The following is a 20,502-nucleotide window of genomic DNA, read 5'->3' as shown; positions in this document are numbered from 1 at the left end:
GAGCGCCGCCGGCCCTGTACCGCGCATATTCCTGTTCAAAGGACACATCCAATGACCCAGCCAGAACCGCAGCGGCTTCCGCTGACCACACAACGCGCCGTCTCCACGTTCGGCATCGGCGTTGTCGGCTTTATGAGCGCCAACCTCGTCCCGTTTATGATCCTCGCCATTCAGGACTCCCTCGGCGTGGGCGCGACGGAAGCCGGAACACTCATGACCGCCTGCCTCCTGGCCACGGCTCTCGCATGCCTCCTGGTCACCCGCTTCACGGAAGGCCGCGGGCGGTACCTCGTGGCACGGCTGGGGCTGGCCGTGACGGCGGCAGGGTTTGGCCTCGCCGCCCTTGACCTGGCTCCCGCGGCGTCCATCATCGGCATCATCGCCGGTGGTATTGGAGCCGGCGGTGCCGTGGCATCCGGCGGGGCAGCCCTGGCCGCCCTCCGCAATCCAAACCGGGCGTCCGGTATCAGCGGACTGGCGAACCGTGCCATCGTCACGGTTGTGCTGGCTGTTATCCCGGCGGTGGGCATCGGGATGGGGAGTGCCTTCGGCTTTGTGGCCGGGCTTGCCCTCGTGCTGCTGTTCACCGCCGGGTGGCTGCCGATGGCTGAGGCGCCAGAGGGACACGACGGAACGCCGGGTGCGTCACCCGCGCCAAGTACGACGGCGGCAGCTGCCACCGGGGGAGCCGTCACCACGGGGACCATCACCACCAGGACCATCACCGTGGCGGGTTTCGCTTTGCTGGCAATTTTCGCGCTCTGGGCGGTGGGCGAAGACTCACTCTGGGCGATGTCCGGAGCCATCGGTGTTGCCCAGGCCGGGATGACGGAGGAACAGTTGGGGCTGGTTCTGAGCGCGTCCACTGCAGGAGGGCTGCTCGCCGCCATCGCGCTGATCTTCCTGGGGACCAGGCTGGGCAGGGCGCTCCCGCTGGGCATCCTGCTGGTACTCGGCAGCGCCCTGAAACTGACTGCCTGCCTCACCACCGACCCCACCATTTTCCTTGTCACCATGATCGCCTGGAACACGGTGTACGCCGTTGCCTTTATGTTTTTCATCGCCACGGCGGCCGCGCTCGATGCCAGCGGCCGCTGGTCAGGGCCCGTGCTGGGGGTCTACCTGGTGGGATCCAGCTTCGCGCCCATGTTCGGGGCCTGGATCGGAGAGGCGTTCGGCTTTCCCGCCCTCGGCTGGGTGCTCGCCGGCTTCAGCCTGGTGCTCTTGGTTCCCGCCGTGTTCATCGCCAGGCTCTCATCCCGGGTCGAGGCGGAACACGCCTCAACCACTCCAAACTCATCCGACATTGCCACCATCCGAACCGCAGGAGTCTGAAACCCCATGACTGTGCTTTACCGCAACGCCCGCGTCTTCACCGCCGACCAGTCTGCCCCCTGGGCTGAAGCGTTCATTGCCGACGCTGGCAAGCTCACCCATGTAGGCAGCGATGCCACCGCCGCTGCGGCTGCCGGTGACGCCGAAGAGGTGGTGGACCTGGGCGGGAGGCTGGTGCTGCCGGGGTTCATCGACGCCCACACGCACGTGATGATGCTCGGCGAGGCACTGGGAAAGGTGGGCCTCACAGATGCCAGAACCCTGCCTGAGATGCAGGAACGCCTGCGCACCGCACGGGCTGCCGACCCCGGTGCCAACCGGATCCTGGGCAGGGGCTGGCTGTTCGACTCGCTGCCCGGAGCACCAACCTCGGCCATGATCGACGAAGCAGTCTCAGATGTACCCGTCTACCTTGATGCCAACGACTACCACTCCTGCTGGGTGAACCGGGCCGCGCTTAAGGAACTGGGCATTAGCCGGGACACCCCTGATCCACTCGGCGGACGCATCGGGCGGGACAGCCAGGGCGAACCGGACGGGATGCTGTACGAGACCGCAGCGCAGCAGTTTGTGTGGCCGTTCCTGGGGGAGGTGACCTCGGACGCTGACCGCGACGCCGCCGTCGAACGTTCCGTTGCGGCCTACCTGGCCGCCGGTGTGACCGGGGCAGTGGACATGGCACTGGGTGAACTCGACCTGGCGGCGTTCCTCCGTGCGGCAGGGCGGCGCGGCGGCCGGCTGCCGATCCGCGTCGTGGCGCACTGGTTCATTCACAACACCGGCGACGAGGCCGAAAACCTGGCGCAGGTGGAACGCGCCGTGCTCCTGGCCAGGGACGTCAATACCGAGTGGCTGCGTGTGGCCGGCATCAAACTGGCGTTGGACGGTGTGATCGACGCCTGCACTGCTGCCATGAACCGGCCCTATGCGGACGGTTCACAGGCCGGGCCTATCTGGTCCCCTGAGCAGTTGGATCCGGTGGTGGCAGCCGCCGATGCCGCCGGGCTGCAGGTTGCCCTCCACGCCATCGGGGACCACGCCAGTGATATTGCCCTGGATGCGCTGGAACGTGCTGCAGAAATAAATGGGCCGCGCCACCGCCGCCACCGCATCGAGCACCTCGAATACGCCTCACCGGAGACCCCTGCCCGGATGGCCCGGCTCGGCGTCACTGCGTCCATGCAGCCCGTCCACGCCGACCCTGCCATCTACGGCAACTGGGTGGCGATGCTTGGAGACGACCGGCCGGACCGCAGCTTCGCCTGGCCCGAATATGTGGCGGCCGGCGCCCTGTTGGCCTTTTCCACCGACGCCCCCACCGCGCCGTACGAGGCCCTGCAGAACATGTTCGTCGCCGCAACGAGGCAGTCGGCTCTGGACCCGTCTTTTCCGCCCAACAATCCCCATTTCGCCCGTCCCTTGGCTGAGGCCATCACACACGCAACCCGCGACGCTGCGGCCTCAGTTATGGAAGAGGACCGACGTGGCCGCCTGGCGGCTGGCCTCGCTGCGGACTTCACCGTGCTCGACGCCGATCCTTTCAAGGACGGCGAGGAATCACTGCTGAATGCCCGCGTACTGCGCACCGTCGTTGGCGGCCGCACGGAGTACGCGGCCTGACTCGGCCAGCTGAAGGGGCCGGGGCGAGGGGGCTGTTCTTCGTGGCAGCTCCCATCCCGCCGCCCGGCGCGCTCCGGTACCCTGTTGAGATGGCGCGAGAACTTGCCGAATTGAACGCGGAGGGCATCCTGCTGGCGGGGGCGGGCCGGGCCATCCTGCTTCAGCTTGCCGATCCGGCGGTGGGCCGCGGCGTCGCCGAGAACAGCACCTTCACGGACCGCCCGATCAATCGGCTCAAAGGCACCCTCACGTACGTGTACGCAGTCACCTACGGGACCGAGGAGCAGGTCAAGGAGGTCCGCCGCAGGGTGAACCGCGCCCATATACCTGTGCGCCGGGGTGCCGATGAGAAATCTCCCGGGTACAACGCCTACGATCCGGAGCTGCAGCTGTGGGTGACGGCAACGCTTTACGACACTGCGCTCACCATCATTGAAAAGATTTACGGCCCGCTCGACGACGAATCCGCCGATGCCATGTACCAGGACTACGCCAGGCTCGGAACCGCCCTGCAGCTTCCACCCGGCAAATGGCCCAAGGACCGTGAAGAGTTCAACCGCTATTACGAAGAACGCATGGCAAACCTTCGGGCCAGCGACGCCGCTGTTCGCGTGGGCCGCGGCCTCCTGTACCCGAAGCGCGCAGCACTGTGGTACCGGGCGATCATGCCGCTCGCCCGGTTCCTCACGGCCGGTCTCCTTCCGGACCAGCTGCGCCAGGACTTCGGCCTGCCATGGAGCGACCGCCATGAGCGCCGCTTCCACCGCACCATGAAAGTCCTCGCCGTGACCTACCCCAAGCTGCCGCAGGGCATCCGGCATTGGTTTAAGAACTACTGCCTCAACGAACTGGAAACGTCCCCGCGCCGGGCAGTGAATGCGTAGTTCCTCCCCGCTGGCGCCGCGCAAGGTAAGGTTGCTTACTAATTTCGGATAACCGGCAGGGAGGGTTCAGGAGACATGGCTGCAGAAACGAAACCGCCCGAGACCGGCGTGAGCGGTGAAGTCCACCAGGACCGCTTTGTCGGCGGGCAGGACCTCACCCGGTGGGACACCAAACCCGGCCAATTCCTGGCCTCCACAGTCCAACGGGCCAGCAGGCTGCTCGGCTCCCATGCGGCGTTGGTCCTCACCCTTTCCGTCGGGGCAGTGCTGGCCGTTGCGCTCGCCGCCGTATTCGCCGAGGTCTATGAATCCGTGGTCCAAGCCGACGGCGTTGCCGGGCTGGACCATCCGATCCTGGACGGTGCCAAGACACTCCGCTCACCGGGCCTGGACATGATCATCACCGGCTACACCGACGTGGGCGGGACCGTGGGGATGCCCGTGCTGGCGCTGGCCATCATGATTGGGCTGGCCCTGAGGCGACGGTCCTGGACCCCGGTCATCCTGATGCTCACCGCCGGACTCGGTTCGCTCCTGATGACCATCGCAGGCAAGGAATTGGTGGGCAGGACCAGGCCTGACCTGGCAGATGCGGTCCCTCCCTACGAGTACTCCGCCTCATTCCCCAGCGGCCACTCGTTGAACTCCGTGGTGATCGCGGGCATCGTGGCGTACCTGGTGATCCTCCGCCTCAAGTCCTCCCGTGCCCGTGTCCTCACGGCGGTGGCAGCAGGAGTCTTTGCCGCCACCATGGGGCTGAGCCGTGTTTATCTGGGTCACCACTGGCTTACCGACGTGCTGGGGGCATGGGCGCTGGGGGCCGCCTGGCTTGCGCTGGTCATCACCGCCCACCGCCTCTACCTCACCACGCGGGTGCACCCAGCCTGACGGGGTGAGAGGTAACCGGACGACGGCGGGACCTTCCCGTGCCGTCCGGCCCACCTGCCGCTCCACCTGACAGGGCAGATCAGCGGCTGCGGCGGCGCAGCGACGGGTCCGTCAACGACGGCGGCCGGTAGCCGGCGTCGGCCTGGTTCAGGGTGGTGCCGGGCGGGACAATCTCGTCGATCCGGTCCAGCACGTCCTTGGAGAGACTGACCTTGTCCGCGCCGAGCGCCCCCTCCAAATGCTCCAGCGTCCGGGGCCCGATGATGGCGGACGTGACGGCCGGGTGCTCCAGCACAAAGCCGAGGGCCAGATGGATGAGCGACAGCCCGGCCTGGTCGGCGAGTTCGGTCAGCTCCAGCACAGCCTGCGTTTTGCGGGCGTTTTCGGCCGACGACGGGTCGTGCCGTTCCGGCTGCCGGACGGCCCTGCTGGAGGTGCTGTGCGCGCCGTCGGCCTTGATCCTGCCGCTCAGCCAGCCGCCGGCCAGCGGGCTCCACGGCAGAACGCCGAGCCGGTGTTTCTGGGCCAGGGGCAACACTTCGCGCTCGATGCCGCGGGCCAGGATGGAGTACGGCGGCTGCTCCGTCACAGGCCGCTCTCGGTGTCGCTCGCGGGCTACGTACTGGGCCTCGACGATCTGGCCAGGCTCGAAGGTGGAGGTGCCGATGTACCGGATCTTGCCCTGCCGCACCAGATCGGTGAGCGCCCCCAGCGTCTCGTCGATGTCCGTGTCCGGTTCCGGCCGGTGCACCTGGTAGAGGTCGATCCAGTCGGTCTGCAGCCGGCGCAGGCTGTCCTCCACCTCGCGGATGATCCAGCGGCGTGAATTTCCTGCCTGGTTTACGTCCTCGCCGAGACGGCCGTGGACCTTGGTGGCCAGCACCACGTCGTCCCGGCGGCCCTTCAGGGCCTTGCCCACGATGACCTCGGACTCGCCCTTGGAGTAGACGTCGGCGGTGTCCACCAGGTTGATGCCGGAATCGAGGGCCTGGTGGATGATCCGGATGGAATCCTCGTGGTCCGGGTTCCCGATGGCCCCGAACATCATGGTCCCCAAGGTCAGCGGGCTGACCTTGAGTCCGGTGGACCCCAAGCTGCGGTATTCGGTCATGCGGATGCTCCTAACAGTTGTTTGGTGTGCTGGCTTGCGGCGCTGTGTGGGCTCTGAGCGGTGTACTGGCTGCCTGGACGGTCGAGTCCGAAGTGTTCGCGCAGGGTCCGGCCGGTGTATTCCGTGCGGAAGAGGCCACGGGACTGCAGGATGGGGACAACCTCATCCGCGAAGGCCTCGAAACCGCCCGGCAGCCACGGCGGCATGACGTTGAACCCGTCCGCGGCCCCGTCTTCGAACCAGCGCTGAATCTCGTCCGCCACCTGGACCGGTGTTCCGGCGAACACGTAGTGCCCGCGGGCGCCGGCGAAACGGTGCAATACCTGCCGGACGGTGAGGCCTTCCCGCCGGATCACGTCCAGGAGCAGCTGGCTGCGGCTGCCCGCCCGGCCCGCTGCCGCCAGCAGGTCCGGAGGGAAGGGCGCATCCAGCCTGACACCGTCGAGGTCCACGCCCAGCAGTTTCCGCAAGATGCCCAGCCCGTACTCCGGCTGGGTCAGTTCGTCGAACTCCTGCTTGAGGGCCCGTGCCTCCGCCTCGGTGGAGCCGAGGTAGGGGCTGATGCCCGGCAGGACCAGGAGCTGCTCCGGGTTCCGGCCGTTCGCCGCGGCCTGCGCCTTGATATCGGCGTAGAACCCCTGCGCGCTCTGCAGGGTCTGGTGCGCGGTGAAAACCGCTTCCGCGTGCTGCGCGGCGAAGGCTTTCCCGTCGGCGGAGGACCCTGCCTGCACGAAAACCGGCCTACCCTGCGGGGACCGCGGAGTGTTCAGCGGTCCCTCCACGCGGAAGTGTTCGCCCTCGTGACCGATGGGATGGATCCGTGAGGTGTCCGCGAAAACTCCCGTGCCGGCGTCGGACACCACTGCCCCGTCCTCCCAGCTGTCCCAGAGCTTGCCGGCCACGCGGACAAACTCATCCGCCCGCGAGTAGCGTTCGGCGTGCGGCGGATGCTCGTCCAGCCCGAAGTTCCGGGACGCCCGCTCCGCGCCGGTGGTGACGATGTTCCAGCCTGCGCGGCCGCCGCTGAGGTGGTCCAAGGATGCGAACAGGCGCGCCGCGTTGTACGGCTCAAGGTACGTGGTGCTGGCCGTACCTATCAGGCCAATCCGTTCCGTGGCTACCGCAACGGCGGAGAGCCACGTGAACGGCTCCAGCCGGAACCGGGTGGCGTACTGCACGTTGCTCTCCAGCGCAGGCCCGTCCGCGAAGAACACGGCATCCAGCTTGGCGGCCTCCGCGCGCTGCGCCAGTTCCTGGTAGAACCGGATGTCCAGGACCCTGTCGGTCCGGGACTTCGGGTGCCGCCAGGCGGCCTCGTGGTGGCCTCCGGGGTAGATGAACAGGTTGAGTTTGAGCTGCCGGCCCATCAGAACGCCGATCCGATGGATGCCAGTTCCCCTGCGCCCGCGCCGGCGTAGCGGTTGGCCGGGCGCTGCAGGCCGTAGTGCTCCCGCAGTGTCCTGCCGGTGTATTCGGTGCGGAACAGGCCGCGTTCCTGAAGGATGGGGACCACCTGGTCCACGAACGTTTCCAGCCCCGAGGGCAGCACCGGCGGCATGATGTTGAAGCCGTCCGCCGCGCCGCCGTCGAACCATTCCTGGATGGCGTCCGCAACCTGGACCGGGGTGCCTGTGAAGGTGCGATGACCGCGTCCGCCGCCCAGCCGTCCGATGAGTTGGCGCACGGTGAGCTTTTCGCGGCGGGCCAGCTGGACGATCAGCGTGTAACGGCTCTTGGCGCCCTCAATCTCGTCCTCGCTGGGCAGGTTGTCCGGCAACTGGCGGTCCAGGGGAAGGTCTTCAGGAGCAACACGCAGGGTCTTGGCCAGCTGGATGCGGGCGTACTCCGGCTTGATGAGGCGGTCCAGTTCCCGTTCCAGCTCCACCGCTTCCGCTTCGGTGGCGCCGATGACGGGCACGATGCCCGGCAGGATCTTGATGGTCTCCGGGTCGCGGCCAGCAGCAGCGGTGCGGTTCTTGAGGTCCCGGTAGAAGGCCTGTGCATCAGCGAGCGTCTGGTGGGCGGTGAAGACGGCGTCCGCGTACCGTGCGGCGAGGTCCTTGCCGTCCTCCGACGATCCGGCCTGGACGATCAGCGGGTGGCCCTGCGGGGAACGGGGGACGTTGAGCGGGCCGCGGACCTTGAAGTGCTTGCCTTCGTGGTCGATCACGCGGATCTTTTCGCCGTCTCCCCACACACCCTCAACTTTGTCCGCCAGTACGGCGTCGTCCTGCCAGCTGTCCCACAGTTTCTGCGCCACCTCAATGAACTCGGCGGCACGCTCGTACCGCACGGCGTGGGCGGGCTGATCGTCGACGCCGAAGTTGCGGGCGGCGTCCGGTCCGGCGGTGGTGACCACGTTCCAGCCGGCGCGGCCGCCGCTGACCCAGTCCACTGACGCGAACCGCCGGGCCAGGTTGAAGGGTTCGTTGTAGGTGGTGGAGGCGGTGGCGATCAGGCCGATGTGTTCCGTGGCGCCGGCAATGGCGGTCAGGAGGACGGTGGGTTCGAGCTTGCCGGCAGGGCGCCGGCCCACCTCACCGAACAGCACGGGGGAGTCGGCGAAGAAGATGGAGTCCAGCTTGCCGCGTTCAGCAGTTCGGGCAAGCTGCTTGTAGTGCTCCACGTTGGTGCTGGACTGCGGGTCGCTCTCGGGCAGCCGCCAGGATGCCTCGTGGTGTCCGGTGCTCATCAGGAAGGCGTTGAGGTGGAGTTGGCGGGTAGTGGGAGAGTTGTCAGAAGTCATGGGATGGTCCTTCAGCTGAGGTAGAGGTCAGTGGCTGGTGCCGACGACGCCAAGGTCGGCAAGGAGGTCGCGGCGGAGGGCTTCGTGGCCGGCGGCATCCACTGCGGTGCTGATCTCCGGCGTCACGGTGCGGACGGTGGCAACGCGGCCGCGGTCCAGCACCACGATCCGGTCGGCGAGGGCAATGGCTTCGTCCACGTCGTGGGTGACCAGCAGGACTGCGGGCCGGTGCAGGGCCACCAGGTCCTGGAGCAGTCCGTGCATTTTGATGCGGGTGAGGGCGTCGAGGGCGCCGAACGGCTCGTCGGCCAGCAGCAGCTGCGGTTCCCGGACCAGCGACCGGGCCAGCGCCACGCGCTGCTGCTCACCGCCGGAAAGTTCATGTGGCCAGGATTTTTCCCTACCGGCGAGCCCCACTTCGGCGAGGGCCTTGCGTGCCCGGGACTCGGCGTCGTGCTCCCGCAGGCCCAGGGTGACGTTGCCCAGCACGCTGTCCCACGGCAGCAGCCGCGAATCCTGGAAGACCACGGACACGCGCTCGGGGACGCTGATCACGCCGCTGCCGCGGACGTCGTGGTCCAGCCCGGCGAGGGCCCGCAGCAGGGTGCTTTTGCCGCAGCCGCTGGGGCCGAGGAGGGCCACGAACTCGCCGGGGGCGATGTCCAGGTCCACGCCGTTCAGGACGCCTTTCGGGCCAAAGCTGCGGATCAGGTTCCGGACCGAAACTGCCTTGGTTGCGCCGGCCGCAGGGGCTGCGCCGGAGGAGGAGCGGACGGAGGAGGAGCGGACGGCGGACGGTGCGACGGCTGTCAGCCCGCCAGAGTGCGTTGCCATGAGAGGGCCTTTCGTTCGAGGAAGCGGACGGCGCCGTCGGACAACAGGCCGAGAATGCCATAGACAGCAAGTCCGAGGACGATGATGTTGGTTTGGCCGTAGGTGCGGGCGAGCTCCATCATGTAGCCAATGCCACTGGTGGCGTTGATCTGTTCAACCACCACCAGGGATACCCATGCTCCGGTGACGGCGAAACGCAGGCCCAGGAAGAACCCCGGCAGTGCGCCCGGAAGAACCACCTTGCGGATGAAGGCGGCGCGGCTGAGCCCCACCGTCTGGGCGAGCTCGACGTAGCGCAGGTCGATCCCGCGCAGGCCGGCGTGGGTCTGCAGGTAGATGGGGACGAAGACGCCCAGGGTGATGGTGAGCACCTTCATGGTCTCGTCGATGCCGAACCACAGGATGAGGAGTGGAATCAGTGCCAGGCCGGGGATGGCACGCTTGATCTGCACCGGCCCGTCAATCAACGCCTCACCCACCCGGCTCAACCCGGCGAGGAGGGCCAGCACCGCACCCACCACGATGCCGAAGAACAGCCCCAGGCCGGCGCGCTGGGCGGAGATGGCGAGATTTTCCTGCAGCCTGCCGTCCGCGATCAGTTCGCCGGCGGTGGCCACCACGGTCCACGGCTCGGAGAGGATCCGCGGGTCCAGCAGGCCTGTTGCGGAAGAAACTGTCCAGAGCCCCAGCAGGGCGGAGGGGCCCAACAGCCAAGCCAGGCGCCGCCGTCGTCCGGGACCCAGCCTCCTGCCGGTGGGCCGCACGTCCTCGCGTGCCGCGAGGGCCGGGTCCAAATGGGGTTCGACGGCGGGACGTTCCAGAACCGGAGCCGCGCTCATGCTGCACCGCCCTTGCCCGCCGCGGCGAAGGCGGTGCCCGCGATGGCCTCGAAGCGGGTGTCGTAGAGGTCCGCCGCTTTCAGCTGCGGCTTCTTCTGTTCCCGAGCCAGCAGGTCGATGGTCTGCTGGTGCCGCTCGATGGCCTCCGTCCAGGATGTGGGGACGTCCCGCTTGCCTGCGGCATCGATCAGGTACTGCCCGTCCTCGGCGGAGAGTCCCTGGTCCTTGATGTAGTAGCCTTCGAGCCATTCCTTGGGGTGGTCCTCCACCCAGCGCTGGGCCTTGCCCCACGCCTCGACGTACTTGGCCAGGGCGGCGGCCTTGGCGGGATCGGCCAGGACCTTGGCGGGGGAGTACAAGTGCCCCGGGTCGTCGCGGAGGCCGTGTCGGAGGGTGGTGGCGCCGTCGGCCTTGTACTTTGCGAGGTACCGCTTGATCTGGACGCCGCCCAGCGGCGCTGCGTCAACCTGCTTGCTGGAGAGCGCCGAGGAGTAGGCATCGCCCGTGCTGGGCAGCTCGATGAGCTTCACGTCATCCTGGGCGAGCCCGGCCTTTTCCAGGATCCGCAGGACCAGCGCGCCCTGGGCCTGGCCCGGGCTGTACGCCACCTTCTTGCCGCGCAGGTCCTCCAGCCTGGTGATGCCTGCGCCCGGCGCAACGCCGAGTTCGTACAGCGGGTGGTTCACCGCGTCCTGCCGGTAGGCGCTGGCGATGATCCGGACATCCAGACCTGTCCAGGTGGCGTGGATGGGCGGGATGTCCGCCACCGAGCCGACGTCCAGGGCGTTGGCACGGAAGGCTTCGGTGGTCTGCGGGCCGCCCGAGATATTGGCGAACTCCACGTTGATGCCGTCCAGGTCCTTGATCAGGCCGGACAGTTCCAAGGCAACCCGGATGCTCGGGTCACCGACTTTGATGGTGGTTCCCGCCGGAACTGACGCGGCGAGCGGTGCGGAGGACGCCTGGCTGGTGGCGTCGCCGGCGGTAGCGGTTCCGCCGCAGGCCGTGAGGAGACCGAGTGCGGGCAGGGCCAGGAGTGCGCCCAGCGCGCGGCGCCGGGTGAAGGCACCATTGGACGATTGTTGGGGCGGGAAGGATGCAGCGGGGGACATGTGGTGCCTTTCGAAGGGACGATATGTGGGCATCAGGGCGCGACGAAGCGCCCGGGGACCCGGATAGCCGGGGAAAAGGGAAGGAGGTGCGTGCCGCCGTCGGACGCTGTTGCGGTGATGCTGCGGTGCTGGGTCAGCGGCTGGTGGCTTAGCTTGTCGAAACCAAGGAGCGGGTGCACATTCGGCGGAGCCAACACAGCGGACCGAAAGTGCGGGTGCTTTGCGGGCTGGTGGTTGGATGCGGCATCGGTCCTCCTGTTCACTGTCGGCGTGTTGCGCTTGGCCCGGCGTGGGCTGTGGAAACACCTAAGCACGGTCTTCAATGCCTTGGCCAGCACCGCGCAACGGAAGCGAAACGGGAGGAAACGGCGCTACTTACGGCGCCATCAGGAGGACAAATCGAGAAACCCGGCGCCATGATCCGCAACGGAGGTTAATGTGACTGGCAAAGGCCGGACCCGTGTCTGGACTGCAGGGGTTCGGCGCTGAAAGATGGGGGTTCTGCCGTAACAGGTTCCAACAGAGACTGCCTGGGGAGCGTTTCTCCCTCCTGCATGCGGCGGCAAGGGGCGATGCTGGAAGGAGCCCTGTCCTGGGCACCGTGATTGATTGGAGAAATGCATGCGTCACCGGACCCTTACCGCGGCTGCCATGGGGACGGGTATCCTCCTGGCTGGCTGCACGGCAACCCCGCCGCAGTCGCCCACAGCTACGTTCCCTGCCCCGTCGTCCTCGGCTCCGGTTACTTCCGCTCCGGCCGCTTCCACATCCACAGCCATTCCAGCCCGGACGGCCCCAGCCATGATCGCCGGGACGCCGGAGCCAGTTGCAACTGGCCTTGCCGCGCCGTGGTCCGTTGTGTTCCGCGACGGGACGCCGTTGGTCAGTGAGCGGAACAGTGCGCGCATTCTCGAACTCGCGCCGGATGGTTCTGCGCGGCCCATCGGGACCGTTGAGGGGGTGGTTGGCCGGGGAGAGTCAGGACTGCTGGGCCTCGCGGTAGGTGGCGGCGGCGACCTCTACGTCTATTCGACGGCGTCGGACGGCAACCGGGTCCAGCGTTTTGCCGTGACCGGCACACCAGGATCTCTCTCACTCGGGCAGCCGAACACACTGCTGGCAGGGATTCCGGCCGCGAGTACCCACGACGGCGGCCGGATCGCCTTTGGTCCCGATGGCATGCTGTACGTGACGGCCGGGGACGCGCAACAGCGCAACAGCGCCCAGGACCGGGATTCCCTTGCCGGCAAAATCCTGCGCATGACTCCGGAGGGTGAGGTCCCGGCCGACAACCCCTTCCCGGGCTCTCTCACGTACAGCTACGGGCACCGGAACCCGCAGGGCCTGGCGTGGGCGGACGACGGAACCCTGTTCGCCACCGAATTCGGGCAGAACACCTGGGACGAGCTGAACGTCATTAGGCCTGGCGCCAACTACGGGTGGCCCACCGTGGAAGGGATTGCGGGCCGGGAAGGTTTTGTGGATCCCCTGCAGCAGTGGCAGCCAGGCACGGCGAGTCCCAGCGGCATGGCACACGCCGGCGGCACCCTGTTCATCGCCAACCTCCGGGGACAGGTTTTGCGGTCGGTTCCCGTCTCGGATCCCACCACGTTCACCGACCACTACAGCCGGGAGTACGGCCGTATCCGCGACGTGGCACTGTCACCGGACGGGCAGCTGTGGTTCATGACCAACAACACCGACGGCCGCGGTGATCCGCAGCCAGGGGATGACCGGATCCTCGCCGTTCCCCTGGCATAACGGCACGCCTCGCAGGGCAGGTTGGGAGTTTAGCGCCTGGTGTTTAGCTCCGGGCGTGGGGTTGGGCTGATTCGACGATGTTCTCGCTCGCGGCCCACGAGGCGAGAAGTTTGAGGGCTTCCTCGGAGGGGCTGCCCGGGGTGGCGGGGTAGACCGTCAGGGTATGGCCGGGATCCTCTTCCAGCCCCAGGACCTGATAGTTCAGCTCGAGGAGTCCCACCACGGGATGCTTGAAGAACTTTGTGCCGGCATAGTGGCGGCGGACATTATGTGCAGCCCAGCGCGTACGGAACTCGTCACTGCGCATGGAGAGCTCGCCGATCAACTCGGCAATGCCCTTGTCGTGCGGGCTGCGCCCCGCTTCGCGGCGAAGGATGGCGACGTTGACGTTGGCTGCCCGGTCCCAGTCCGTGTAGAAATCGTGCGCTCGGGGGTCCAGGAAGATGAACCGTGAATGGTTCACCGGCCGTGCCGTGCCACGGTACATGTCGGAGTACAACGCGTAGCCCAGGGCGTTGGCGGCCACGATATCCATCCGGTTGTTGCCAATAAAAGCCGGCGCTCCGGTGATGGTGTCCAAGAGGTACTGCAGCTCGCGCCGCACCCCGGACGGGACGGAACCGGCGGCGCTCGCAGCACGCTTGCGTCCCGACGTGTTGGCCGCCCGGGCCAAGTCGTAGAGGTGGTCGTGTTCAGCACGGTCCAGCTCCAGCGCCTGGGCAATGGCGTCCAGCACACTGTCGGAAACCCCGGTGAGGTTTCCGCGTTCCAGCCGGGTGTAGTAGTCAACGCTGACCCCGGCCAGCCTGGCCACCTCTTCACGCCTCAGTCCCGGCACGCGGCGCCGTCCGCCGTACGGTTCGATACCCGCCTGTTCCGGGGTGATGCGCCCCCGGCGGGTAGAAAGAAACTGCCGGACCTCGGCTCGGTTATCCATACGGACACGTTACGACGAAACCGCAAACCCTAAGGAGGCCCTGCCAGAACCCGTTACGGCAGGGCCCTCGCTACGCTTGCCGGTTGCCGGTTTGATGGAGATAGCCCCCTTTAGCCATCAACGAGCTGGAGCACCACAACCCATGCTGCCGACCGCAACCACCCGCAGGCCATCGGCCGGCGCCGTCCCGGCCACGCTGGTTGCCACGGTCATCTTCCTGACGGCCGTGGCACCGCTCGCTACCGATATGTATGTTCCGGCCTTCCCGCGTGTATCCGAAGAGTTCGGCACCGCCGCGTCCGCCGTGCAGTTGACCTTGACCACGTTCTTCGCCGGGATGGGGCTCGGACAGCTGGTGGGCGGGCCCTTCAGCGACCAGCGCGGCCGGCGGATGCCGCTGGTCGCGGGAACAGTGCTCATGACCGTCGCGTCGGTCGCGTGCGCCGTGGCACCGGACGTTTGGATCCTGATGCTGGCCCGGTTCCTGCAGGGGTTCGGCGGTGGCTTGGCGATGGTCATCGGGCGCGCCGTCATTGTTGACCTGGCCCACGGGCCGCAGCTGGTCCGGGTACTCAACCTCGTGATGGGGATCGGCGGCGTGGCCCCGATCATCAGCCCGCTGCTCGGAGCTGTGATCCTCCAGCTGACCGGGTGGCGGATGACCTTCTGGTCACTTGCGGCCCTCGGTATCCTGATGACCCTCTGTGCGCTGTTCATCGTTCCGGAGTCGATGCCGCCGGAGAAGCGGCACGCAGGCGGGCTGGGGGAATTCGGCCGCGCGGCGAAGGCCGTGCTCTCCAACCGCCGGTTCGTCGGTTACGTGATGGTGGCGTCGTCGGCCTTCATCGCTTTGTTCGCTTACGTGGCAACGTCCGCGTTCATCCTGCAGAACATGAACGGACTGTCGCCCGTGGCCTACTCGATCGTGTTCGCGGCGAACGCGGGCGGCATGACCATCGCCGCGCTGGTCTCGGCGCGTCTCGCTGGCCGCGTGTCTACCCGGAAGGTCATCTTCGCGGGGCAAATCATCGCCCTGGCTGCCGGGGTGGCCATGCTGGTCGGGGCCTTGTGGTGGGCCACTCCGCTGCTGGTGGCGGTGGGCAGCTTTTTCGCCCTCATGGTGGCCCAAGGCCTGATTAATACCAACGGCGGCGCCCTCGCCTCGGCCGAAGTACCCGAACACCCGGGCACCAGCTCAGCCGTGCTGGGACTCGTCCAGTGGACCACAGCCGGCGTCGTCGCTCCGATAGCGGGACTTGGCGGCTCGGACACAGCCGTGCCCATGGCATTGCTCATGATCGGCGGAGCGCTGCTTTCCCTGTTCGGACTCCTTGTCCTGGCCCGCCCGCAACCCGTACGTCCCCCTGCGGAGCACATCACTGAAGACGAGTACGGGACCCGCTAAAGGGGTTCTGCCATAACCCGTTTCAGCAGGGCCCTCGCTACGCCTCCCACCGCAGGGTTTGATGTTAATCGACCCTGTAGCATTTCGATATCCCCCCAAGAACCACAGGAGAACCATGACCACCGTCAAGGCCTATGCATCCCCGTCCGCCACAGAGGACCTTTTTGCGACCACCATTGAACGCCGCGAAGTGGGCCCCCACGACGTCCTGATCGAGATCAGGTTCGCCGGCATCTGCCACTCAGACATCCACACCGTCCGCGGCGACTGGGGCCCGCAGCAGTACCCGCTGGTTCCCGGCCACGAGATCGCCGGTGTTGTTACGGAAGTTGGCTCCGCTGTCACCAAGCACGCTGTGGGTGACCGCGTCGGCGTCGGCTGCATGGTCAACTCCTGCCGCGAATGCGCCAACTGCCTGAAGGGCGAGGAACAGTACTGCCTGGCCGGGAACGTCGGCACCTATGGCGCCGTGGACCGCGACGGAACCATCACCCAGGGCGGCTACTCCACCCACGTCGTGGTGACCGAAGACTTCGTGGTCCGGATCCCCGAAGGCATCGAGCTCGACGCCGCGGCCCCGCTGCTGTGCGCCGGCATCACCACTTTCTCCCCGCTCCGCCATTGGGGCGCCGGCCCGGGCAAGAAGGTTGCCGTCGTCGGCCTCGGCGGCCTCGGCCACATGGCCGTCAAGCTCGCCGCCGCCATGGGTGCTGAGGTAACCGTCCTGTCCCAGTCGCTGAAAAAGCAGGAAGACGGGCTGCGGCTGGGCGCGGGCAGCTACTACGCCACCAGCGATGCGGCCACCTTCGAACAGCTCGCGGGCACCTTCGATCTGATCATCAACACCGTCAGTGCTTCGATCGACATCAGCTCCTACCTGCAGCTGCTCACCCTCGACGGCGCACTGGTCAACGTCGGCGCCCCCGCCGAACCGCTCCCGGTCAACGCCTTCGCCCTCATCATGGGCCGCCGCTCCTTCGCCGGTTCCATGATCGGCGGGATCCGCGAAACGCAGGAGATGCTCGACTTCTGCGCCGAGCACCGCATCGGGGCGGAGATCGAGGTCATTCCCGCTGAGAAGATCAACGACGCCTACGAGCGGGTCCTCGCCTCTGACGTCCGCTACCGCTTCGTGATCGACACCGCTACCCTCTGATAACAAAACGCGCTCGACGGCGGCCGGCTCCCCAAGGGGCGGGCCGCCGTCGCGCGTTAAGGCTCCCAAACTCTTCTGTTATTCGGCGCAACAGTTCGGCGCCAATCACTCAATGCCCGGCCCGAAACCTGTACGTGGTTCCACAATTGGAGGACAGGATTTCCTAGCCCCGGGAGGGTGATATGCGTAGGTCCGGCGGGCTCCTTCCCGCGATGATTCTGGTTTCTGTTATGCTGGCTGGTTGCGGCCCGCAGGCAGCGCCGCCGACGGCAACAACCCCGGCGGCGACGGCCACCGCCCCCGCCACGTCCGCTTCCCCCAGTCCTTCCGTCACCTCAGGCCCGCCGGACGGCCAGGCCACCACGACGGCCACCGCGACCGCAAAGCCCCCCGCCAAGGGGACGGCATGGATGACCTTTACGACGGCGGACGGGCAGCTCGCGTTTGACCTGCCGGCCGAGTGGAGCGTCCGGGACCCGGCAGGGGAGCTCCCGGAAGGCGGGGGTGCCTTCGCGGAGGTCACCAATGAAGCAGGGAAGCCGCTGGCCACCCTCCGGACCAACATGGCCACTGGTTCCACCTGCACCGAGAAGTATCCCTTCTCGGAGTTTGAGTCGCAGGAACTCCCGGCGCTGGCCCAAAACGGCGACGTGCCCCGGTACGTGTTTGAAACCCGCGGCGATGCCACAGCCCCCGGCCCCGCCGATACCCCTGCTGCCGCCTACGGCATCACCACCGTTGAAGCTCCCACCGGCGGCTCGGCATGTCCGATTTTCCACTTCTTCACCTGGCCGCCCACCGCGGCGATGTTCGGTGCGTTCTTCAACCCGGAAAACAACGTGACGCCCGGTGCCGGGTCCCTGCCATACCTGGAACAAGCCCGCAAATACATGGACACCGCCGAGTACCAGGACATCAGGCGGATGATCACGTCGCTCCGGCCGGCCGGTTAAGAGCCGTCAGTTTTCCGCCATCCGAGCCCACCCTGACAACGAACTACCGACATGAACTATTACAGCCCGGCGGCGCAGGAACGGGCCCGGGACGCCACATACGACGCAATGGAAAAAGTCCTCGACGGCATGTTCTCGCCGTTGAACCGGCATGCGCTGAACGCGCGCTGGAAACAGGCGTGTGAAGCCATGGCGACATACCTGGAAGCCGAAGACAACGGCGAGGAATAGCCTGCCGCCGGCGCTTACCCGGCCGGGCGTGACTCGAACTTCTCCCGCGTAAGGAACACCAGCTGGGCTTCCTTTTCCGCCAGCTGCACCCGTTGGCCAGGCTCGAAGCCGTAGCCCACAAGCCGCCCGATCGCTTTGCTGTTCCGCGCATCCGGTTCCGCCACGACGCGGTCCTTCGACGGGTCGGTCAGGAGGAACCGGATCAGCCCCGACATCAGGGTCGCCGTGAAGTTGGGAACAGGTTGTACCGCCGGGGCCAGGAGCAGGTGCATGCCCGTATCCTCCGGCCGGGCGGGATACGCTTCACCCACGGGATCGTGCAGTGGCTCATACGTCTGGAAAATCCCCACAGGCTGGTCCTCCACCACCATCACGAACCCGTGGTGTGTCTCCAGGCTGTCGAGGAAAAGGTAAACGTCCCGCACTTCGTCCCGGGTCATGGCGCCCATGCCCCAGAACTGCGCGCGTTCCTCCCGCACCCAGCTGTACAGGAGGTCCGCGTCCGCCTCGGGTGTGATCACGACGAGCCGCAGGCGGCCCAGGCCCGGGAGCTGCTCCTCGTACACCGCGCTTCTTGCCGCGAAGGGGATGGCTGTATCAGCGCCGGTCATGGCTTCTCCTTTGTGAGCTGGTCCCAGTCAGTAACAACGGGAATGAGTTCGCCAGCCGCCCAGTGCGGCAGCTGGCTCGCGAAATGGCGGTTGTCCGCGTTTCCCGAGGCGCCGAACGGGACGATCCAGCGGCTCTTCGTCCGGTCCGAGAGGTCCCAGACGTAGCGTGCCACGGGCCCGCGGAAGGACCCGTCCGTGATCCCGGGCAGGCTTTCCGTGGAGAGGACGCAGTTGGTGTCGCCGGACAACGAGGTTACCGGCAAAGTGGGCGCCGCGGCTCCGAGCGCGGGGTAGTCCGATGCCGCGTGCAGCGGCAGCAGGGTGTGGCTGGCTCCCCAGGTTCCTGTCGGCGGTGCTGCGGCCACTTCCTCCAGCGTCTGCCGTGCCGCTGCGCCAACGTCGACGCCGTGTTGGTCACCCTGCGCAAGGATGGTCTCGACGGCGAAACCCACCCTGGCCGCCGGGTGCAGCCACGGCGCGAACAGGGGCGAGCGGCCGTGCGGCGCGGTCAAGGGTTCCAGGGCGGGGCTTTGTGCCAGTGCGAGGACCAGCGCGGAACGCCAGGCAGAGAACGTTGCCGCCGTGTTGCTGTCGGCGTCCATCTGGCCGTCCCAGCCCAGGAGCCGTAGACGCAGCTCGTCGGCAGGGCCACTCCGCAGGTCCAGCCCTTCCAGCAGCGTCCGGAACGCAGGCCATGATCCGAGCAGGGTGTCCATCTGGATGCGCTGCATGGCGTCCGCGTCGAGCCCCGGCCCGGCCTCCTCGAGCAATTGCCGGATGCGCAGGGCCCGGTGGACGGACGCGAATTCCAGCCCGGTCCTGTCTCCGCCGCCTGAATCGCGGTCGTTGGCGTTGACGGCAAGCCCGTCCACGGCAGACCGGGGCAGGTCCACCCACTCGCCGGTCCACTGGTGGTCTGCGGACCAGGCAGGAACAGGGCGGACACGGTTCTCCCTGTTCCGTACCGGCACCTTGCCGGCGACAATGTGGCGTACGTCCCCGCTGGAATCCGCGGCCAGCACGCAGTTGACGGGCTCCACCCAGGAACGCAGGGCCGCTTCCACCTCGGCCGCGGAGCGGCTCCGGAGGAGCGGAAGGAGGGCCTCGAACCCCAGCACCCCGGCAGAGCGCGACGGCGTCCGCAGGCTTAGCGCCCCGCCGTCGGGCCTGCTGGAAATCACCGGGCCCCGCGCCGTTTCGATCACGTCCACAGTTTCTGCGGGGGCGCCGCGCACCGGGATTTCCTCCTGGTGGTTCACCGGCACGGGCTCCCAGCCGTCCGGCCCCAGCGACTGCAAGGCGCCCCCGTTGTGCCGGAGCTGCTCGGTGTACAGGTCCTGGTAGTCCGCCATCGCGTTGGTGACCGCCCAGGCTGCAGTTTCGGTATGGCCGAAGTGCGGCAGCCCGGGGACGCCCGGAAAGGCCAGCCCGACGACGTCGAACTCCGGGCAGGCGAGGCGCACCTGCTGGTACACCCCGGGCAGCTCCATGAGCCGGTGCGGGTCTCCGGCGATCAGTGGAAAGCCGGAATCCGTCAGGCTGCCGGCTGCGGCCCAGGCGTTGCTGCCGGCCCAGACCGGAGCCTCGATGCTGAAAAGCCCCACCGCGTCCGTGCCGAGGGTTGCGGCGACGTGTTCCCGCCAGAGTTTTTTGGGGAAAGTGCTGAAGAGGATGTGATGGACCAGGAAGACGCCCAGCGGAGTCCATGGTTCCCAGCGTCCCGGGGCGGTCCGGGTGTCCCGGAACTCCTGCGCGTCCCTGCGGCCGTCCGTTAGTGCCTGGTTGACGCCGTCCACATACGCCGTGCACCAGCGCTGGGTTGCCGCGTCCAGGGTGGCGAAGCAGCGGCGGGCGGTGTCGTCAAGCCTTGACTGGCGGGCAAACCGGTCCCATAGCAGGCCCCCGACGCCCAGTTGCTCGGCGGTCCTGCCCTCCGAACGCCAGCGTTCCATCTCGATCTGCCAGGAACGGTCGGTTGCGGCGTTGCTTCCCTGCAGGAAGGCCAGCTCCTCCGCGGAGTCCGCCCGCAAATGGGAATCCCCCAGGCGTCACGGAACGTCTCAGCCGGCATGGGCGGGG

General features: G+C 67.3%; 19 protein-coding genes. 9 read left to right on the top strand and 10 right to left on the bottom strand.

Features of this window, described 5'->3' with window-relative positions:
* Positions 1 to 51: 51 nt before the first annotated feature.
* The 4 genes from AC5RUQ_RS13230 to AC5RUQ_RS13215 all read left to right on the top strand — a co-directional run bounded on the left by AC5RUQ_RS13230 (position 52) and on the right by AC5RUQ_RS13215 (position 4,727).
* The gene (locus AC5RUQ_RS13230) at positions 52 to 1,335 is read left to right on the top strand and encodes an MFS transporter (protein WP_493947799.1); all 1,284 of its coding nucleotides are present in this window, start codon (positions 52 to 54) and stop codon (positions 1,333 to 1,335) included.
* 6 nt (positions 1,336 to 1,341) lie between these two features.
* The gene (locus AC5RUQ_RS13225) at positions 1,342 to 2,955 is read left to right on the top strand and encodes an amidohydrolase (RefSeq protein WP_493947798.1); all 1,614 of its coding nucleotides are present in this window, start codon (positions 1,342 to 1,344) and stop codon (positions 2,953 to 2,955) included.
* 89 nt (positions 2,956 to 3,044) lie between these two features.
* Complete coding sequence (locus AC5RUQ_RS13220; RefSeq protein WP_493947797.1) at positions 3,045 to 3,839, top strand: oxygenase MpaB family protein; 795 nt, start codon at positions 3,045 to 3,047, stop codon at positions 3,837 to 3,839.
* Positions 3,840 to 3,914: 75 nt separating this feature from the next.
* On the top strand, positions 3,915 to 4,727 hold the full coding sequence (locus AC5RUQ_RS13215) for a phosphatase PAP2 family protein (RefSeq protein WP_493947796.1): 813 nt from the start codon (positions 3,915 to 3,917) through the stop codon (positions 4,725 to 4,727).
* Positions 4,728 to 4,806: 79 nt separating this feature from the next.
* On the opposite strand, the gene AC5RUQ_RS13210 is transcribed toward AC5RUQ_RS13215, so the two are convergent.
* Genes AC5RUQ_RS13210 through AC5RUQ_RS13180 form a run of 7 tightly spaced genes read right to left on the bottom strand, consistent with a single transcriptional unit; the run spans position 4,807 to position 11,632 of the window.
* Entirely contained in the window at positions 4,807 to 5,838 is a 1,032-nt protein-coding gene (locus AC5RUQ_RS13210) for an aldo/keto reductase (protein ID WP_493947795.1), read from the bottom strand.
* Positions 5,835 to 7,205, bottom strand: a complete 1,371-nt coding sequence (locus tag AC5RUQ_RS13205) for an LLM class flavin-dependent oxidoreductase (protein ID WP_493947794.1) — start codon at positions 7,203 to 7,205, stop codon at positions 5,835 to 5,837. The genes AC5RUQ_RS13210 and AC5RUQ_RS13205 overlap by 4 nt, the downstream gene beginning before the upstream one ends.
* Complete coding sequence (locus AC5RUQ_RS13200; protein ID WP_493947793.1) at positions 7,205 to 8,584, bottom strand: LLM class flavin-dependent oxidoreductase; 1,380 nt, start codon at positions 8,582 to 8,584, stop codon at positions 7,205 to 7,207. Before AC5RUQ_RS13200 ends, AC5RUQ_RS13205 begins: the two co-directional genes overlap by 1 nt.
* 27 nt (positions 8,585 to 8,611) lie before the next feature.
* Positions 8,612 to 9,418: an ABC transporter ATP-binding protein gene (locus AC5RUQ_RS13195; protein WP_493947792.1), complete on the bottom strand. Its 807-nt coding sequence runs from the start codon at positions 9,416 to 9,418 to the stop codon at positions 8,612 to 8,614.
* Positions 9,394 to 10,257, bottom strand: coding sequence for an ABC transporter permease (locus AC5RUQ_RS13190; protein WP_493947791.1), 864 nt, complete (start codon positions 10,255 to 10,257; stop codon positions 9,394 to 9,396). The genes AC5RUQ_RS13195 and AC5RUQ_RS13190 overlap by 25 nt, the downstream gene beginning before the upstream one ends.
* The gene (locus tag AC5RUQ_RS13185; RefSeq protein ID WP_493947790.1) at positions 10,254 to 11,369 is read right to left on the bottom strand and encodes an ABC transporter substrate-binding protein; all 1,116 of its coding nucleotides are present in this window, start codon (positions 11,367 to 11,369) and stop codon (positions 10,254 to 10,256) included. Before AC5RUQ_RS13185 ends, AC5RUQ_RS13190 begins: the two co-directional genes overlap by 4 nt.
* Before the next feature lie 32 nt (positions 11,370 to 11,401).
* A complete protein-coding gene (locus AC5RUQ_RS13180; protein WP_493947789.1) occupies positions 11,402 to 11,632 on the bottom strand; it encodes a hypothetical protein in 231 nt (76 codons plus the stop codon).
* A gap of 358 nt (positions 11,633 to 11,990) precedes the next feature.
* Between AC5RUQ_RS13180 and AC5RUQ_RS13175 the strand changes: the two genes are divergently transcribed.
* A complete protein-coding gene (locus AC5RUQ_RS13175) occupies positions 11,991 to 13,130 on the top strand; it encodes a PQQ-dependent sugar dehydrogenase (protein WP_493947788.1) in 1,140 nt (379 codons plus the stop codon).
* A gap of 43 nt (positions 13,131 to 13,173) precedes the next feature.
* On the opposite strand, the gene AC5RUQ_RS13170 is transcribed toward AC5RUQ_RS13175, so the two are convergent.
* A complete protein-coding gene (locus tag AC5RUQ_RS13170; protein ID WP_493947787.1) occupies positions 13,174 to 14,067 on the bottom strand; it encodes a helix-turn-helix transcriptional regulator in 894 nt (297 codons plus the stop codon).
* Positions 14,068 to 14,209: 142 nt separating this feature from the next.
* Between AC5RUQ_RS13170 and AC5RUQ_RS13165 the strand changes: the two genes are divergently transcribed.
* The 4 genes from AC5RUQ_RS13165 to AC5RUQ_RS13150 all read left to right on the top strand — a co-directional run bounded on the left by AC5RUQ_RS13165 (position 14,210) and on the right by AC5RUQ_RS13150 (position 17,812).
* Positions 14,210 to 15,472: a multidrug effflux MFS transporter gene (locus tag AC5RUQ_RS13165; protein ID WP_493947786.1), complete on the top strand. Its 1,263-nt coding sequence runs from the start codon at positions 14,210 to 14,212 to the stop codon at positions 15,470 to 15,472.
* 115 nt (positions 15,473 to 15,587) lie between these two features.
* Complete coding sequence (locus AC5RUQ_RS13160) at positions 15,588 to 16,628, top strand: NAD(P)-dependent alcohol dehydrogenase (RefSeq protein ID WP_493947785.1); 1,041 nt, start codon at positions 15,588 to 15,590, stop codon at positions 16,626 to 16,628.
* A gap of 182 nt (positions 16,629 to 16,810) precedes the next feature.
* Entirely contained in the window at positions 16,811 to 17,581 is a 771-nt protein-coding gene (locus tag AC5RUQ_RS13155; RefSeq protein ID WP_493947784.1) for a hypothetical protein, read from the top strand.
* Between the two features lie 51 nt (positions 17,582 to 17,632).
* Entirely contained in the window at positions 17,633 to 17,812 is a 180-nt protein-coding gene (locus tag AC5RUQ_RS13150) for a hypothetical protein (protein WP_493947783.1), read from the top strand.
* A gap of 14 nt (positions 17,813 to 17,826) precedes the next feature.
* Here AC5RUQ_RS13150 and AC5RUQ_RS13145 read toward each other — a convergent pair whose 3' ends face one another.
* On the bottom strand, positions 17,827 to 18,423 hold the full coding sequence (locus tag AC5RUQ_RS13145) for a GNAT family N-acetyltransferase (protein WP_493947782.1): 597 nt from the start codon (positions 18,421 to 18,423) through the stop codon (positions 17,827 to 17,829).
* Positions 18,420 to 20,453, bottom strand: a complete 2,034-nt coding sequence (locus tag AC5RUQ_RS13140; RefSeq protein WP_493947781.1) for a penicillin acylase family protein — start codon at positions 20,451 to 20,453, stop codon at positions 18,420 to 18,422. Before AC5RUQ_RS13140 ends, AC5RUQ_RS13145 begins: the two co-directional genes overlap by 4 nt.
* Positions 20,454 to 20,502 lie beyond the last annotated feature (49 nt).

The sequence above is a fragment of the Arthrobacter sp. MDT2-3 genome, from assembly GCF_059090465.1.
The sequence above is the reverse complement of the archived record's forward strand: the minus strand, read 5'-3'. Positions and strand labels throughout refer to the sequence as shown.

What these genes read in the sequence shown, in the direction of transcription:
- AC5RUQ_RS13220 (WP_493947797.1), top strand. Translation starts at nt 3,045, where the DNA reads ATGGCGCGAGAACTTGCCGAATTGAACGCGGAGGGCATCCTGCTGGCG.
- AC5RUQ_RS13200 (WP_493947793.1), bottom strand. Translation starts at nt 8,584, where the DNA reads ATGACTTCTGACAACTCTCCCACTACCCGCCAACTCCACCTCAACGCC.
- AC5RUQ_RS13145 (WP_493947782.1), bottom strand. Translation starts at nt 18,423, where the DNA reads ATGACCGGCGCTGATACAGCCATCCCCTTCGCGGCAAGAAGCGCGGTG.
- AC5RUQ_RS13230 (WP_493947799.1), top strand. Translation starts at nt 52, where the DNA reads ATGACCCAGCCAGAACCGCAGCGGCTTCCGCTGACCACACAACGCGCC.
- AC5RUQ_RS13155 (WP_493947784.1), top strand. Translation starts at nt 16,811, where the DNA reads ATGCGTAGGTCCGGCGGGCTCCTTCCCGCGATGATTCTGGTTTCTGTT.
- AC5RUQ_RS13190 (WP_493947791.1), bottom strand. Translation starts at nt 10,257, where the DNA reads ATGAGCGCGGCTCCGGTTCTGGAACGTCCCGCCGTCGAACCCCATTTG.
- AC5RUQ_RS13170 (WP_493947787.1), bottom strand. Translation starts at nt 14,067, where the DNA reads ATGGATAACCGAGCCGAGGTCCGGCAGTTTCTTTCTACCCGCCGGGGG.
- AC5RUQ_RS13195 (WP_493947792.1), bottom strand. Translation starts at nt 9,418, where the DNA reads ATGGCAACGCACTCTGGCGGGCTGACAGCCGTCGCACCGTCCGCCGTC.
- AC5RUQ_RS13205 (WP_493947794.1), bottom strand. Translation starts at nt 7,205, where the DNA reads ATGGGCCGGCAGCTCAAACTCAACCTGTTCATCTACCCCGGAGGCCAC.
- AC5RUQ_RS13175 (WP_493947788.1), top strand. Translation starts at nt 11,991, where the DNA reads ATGCGTCACCGGACCCTTACCGCGGCTGCCATGGGGACGGGTATCCTC.
- AC5RUQ_RS13185 (WP_493947790.1), bottom strand. Translation starts at nt 11,369, where the DNA reads ATGTCCCCCGCTGCATCCTTCCCGCCCCAACAATCGTCCAATGGTGCC.
- AC5RUQ_RS13225 (WP_493947798.1), top strand. Translation starts at nt 1,342, where the DNA reads ATGACTGTGCTTTACCGCAACGCCCGCGTCTTCACCGCCGACCAGTCT.
- AC5RUQ_RS13210 (WP_493947795.1), bottom strand. Translation starts at nt 5,838, where the DNA reads ATGACCGAATACCGCAGCTTGGGGTCCACCGGACTCAAGGTCAGCCCG.
- AC5RUQ_RS13165 (WP_493947786.1), top strand. Translation starts at nt 14,210, where the DNA reads ATGCTGCCGACCGCAACCACCCGCAGGCCATCGGCCGGCGCCGTCCCG.
- AC5RUQ_RS13215 (WP_493947796.1), top strand. Translation starts at nt 3,915, where the DNA reads ATGGCTGCAGAAACGAAACCGCCCGAGACCGGCGTGAGCGGTGAAGTC.
- AC5RUQ_RS13150 (WP_493947783.1), top strand. Translation starts at nt 17,633, where the DNA reads ATGAACTATTACAGCCCGGCGGCGCAGGAACGGGCCCGGGACGCCACA.
- AC5RUQ_RS13160 (WP_493947785.1), top strand. Translation starts at nt 15,588, where the DNA reads ATGACCACCGTCAAGGCCTATGCATCCCCGTCCGCCACAGAGGACCTT.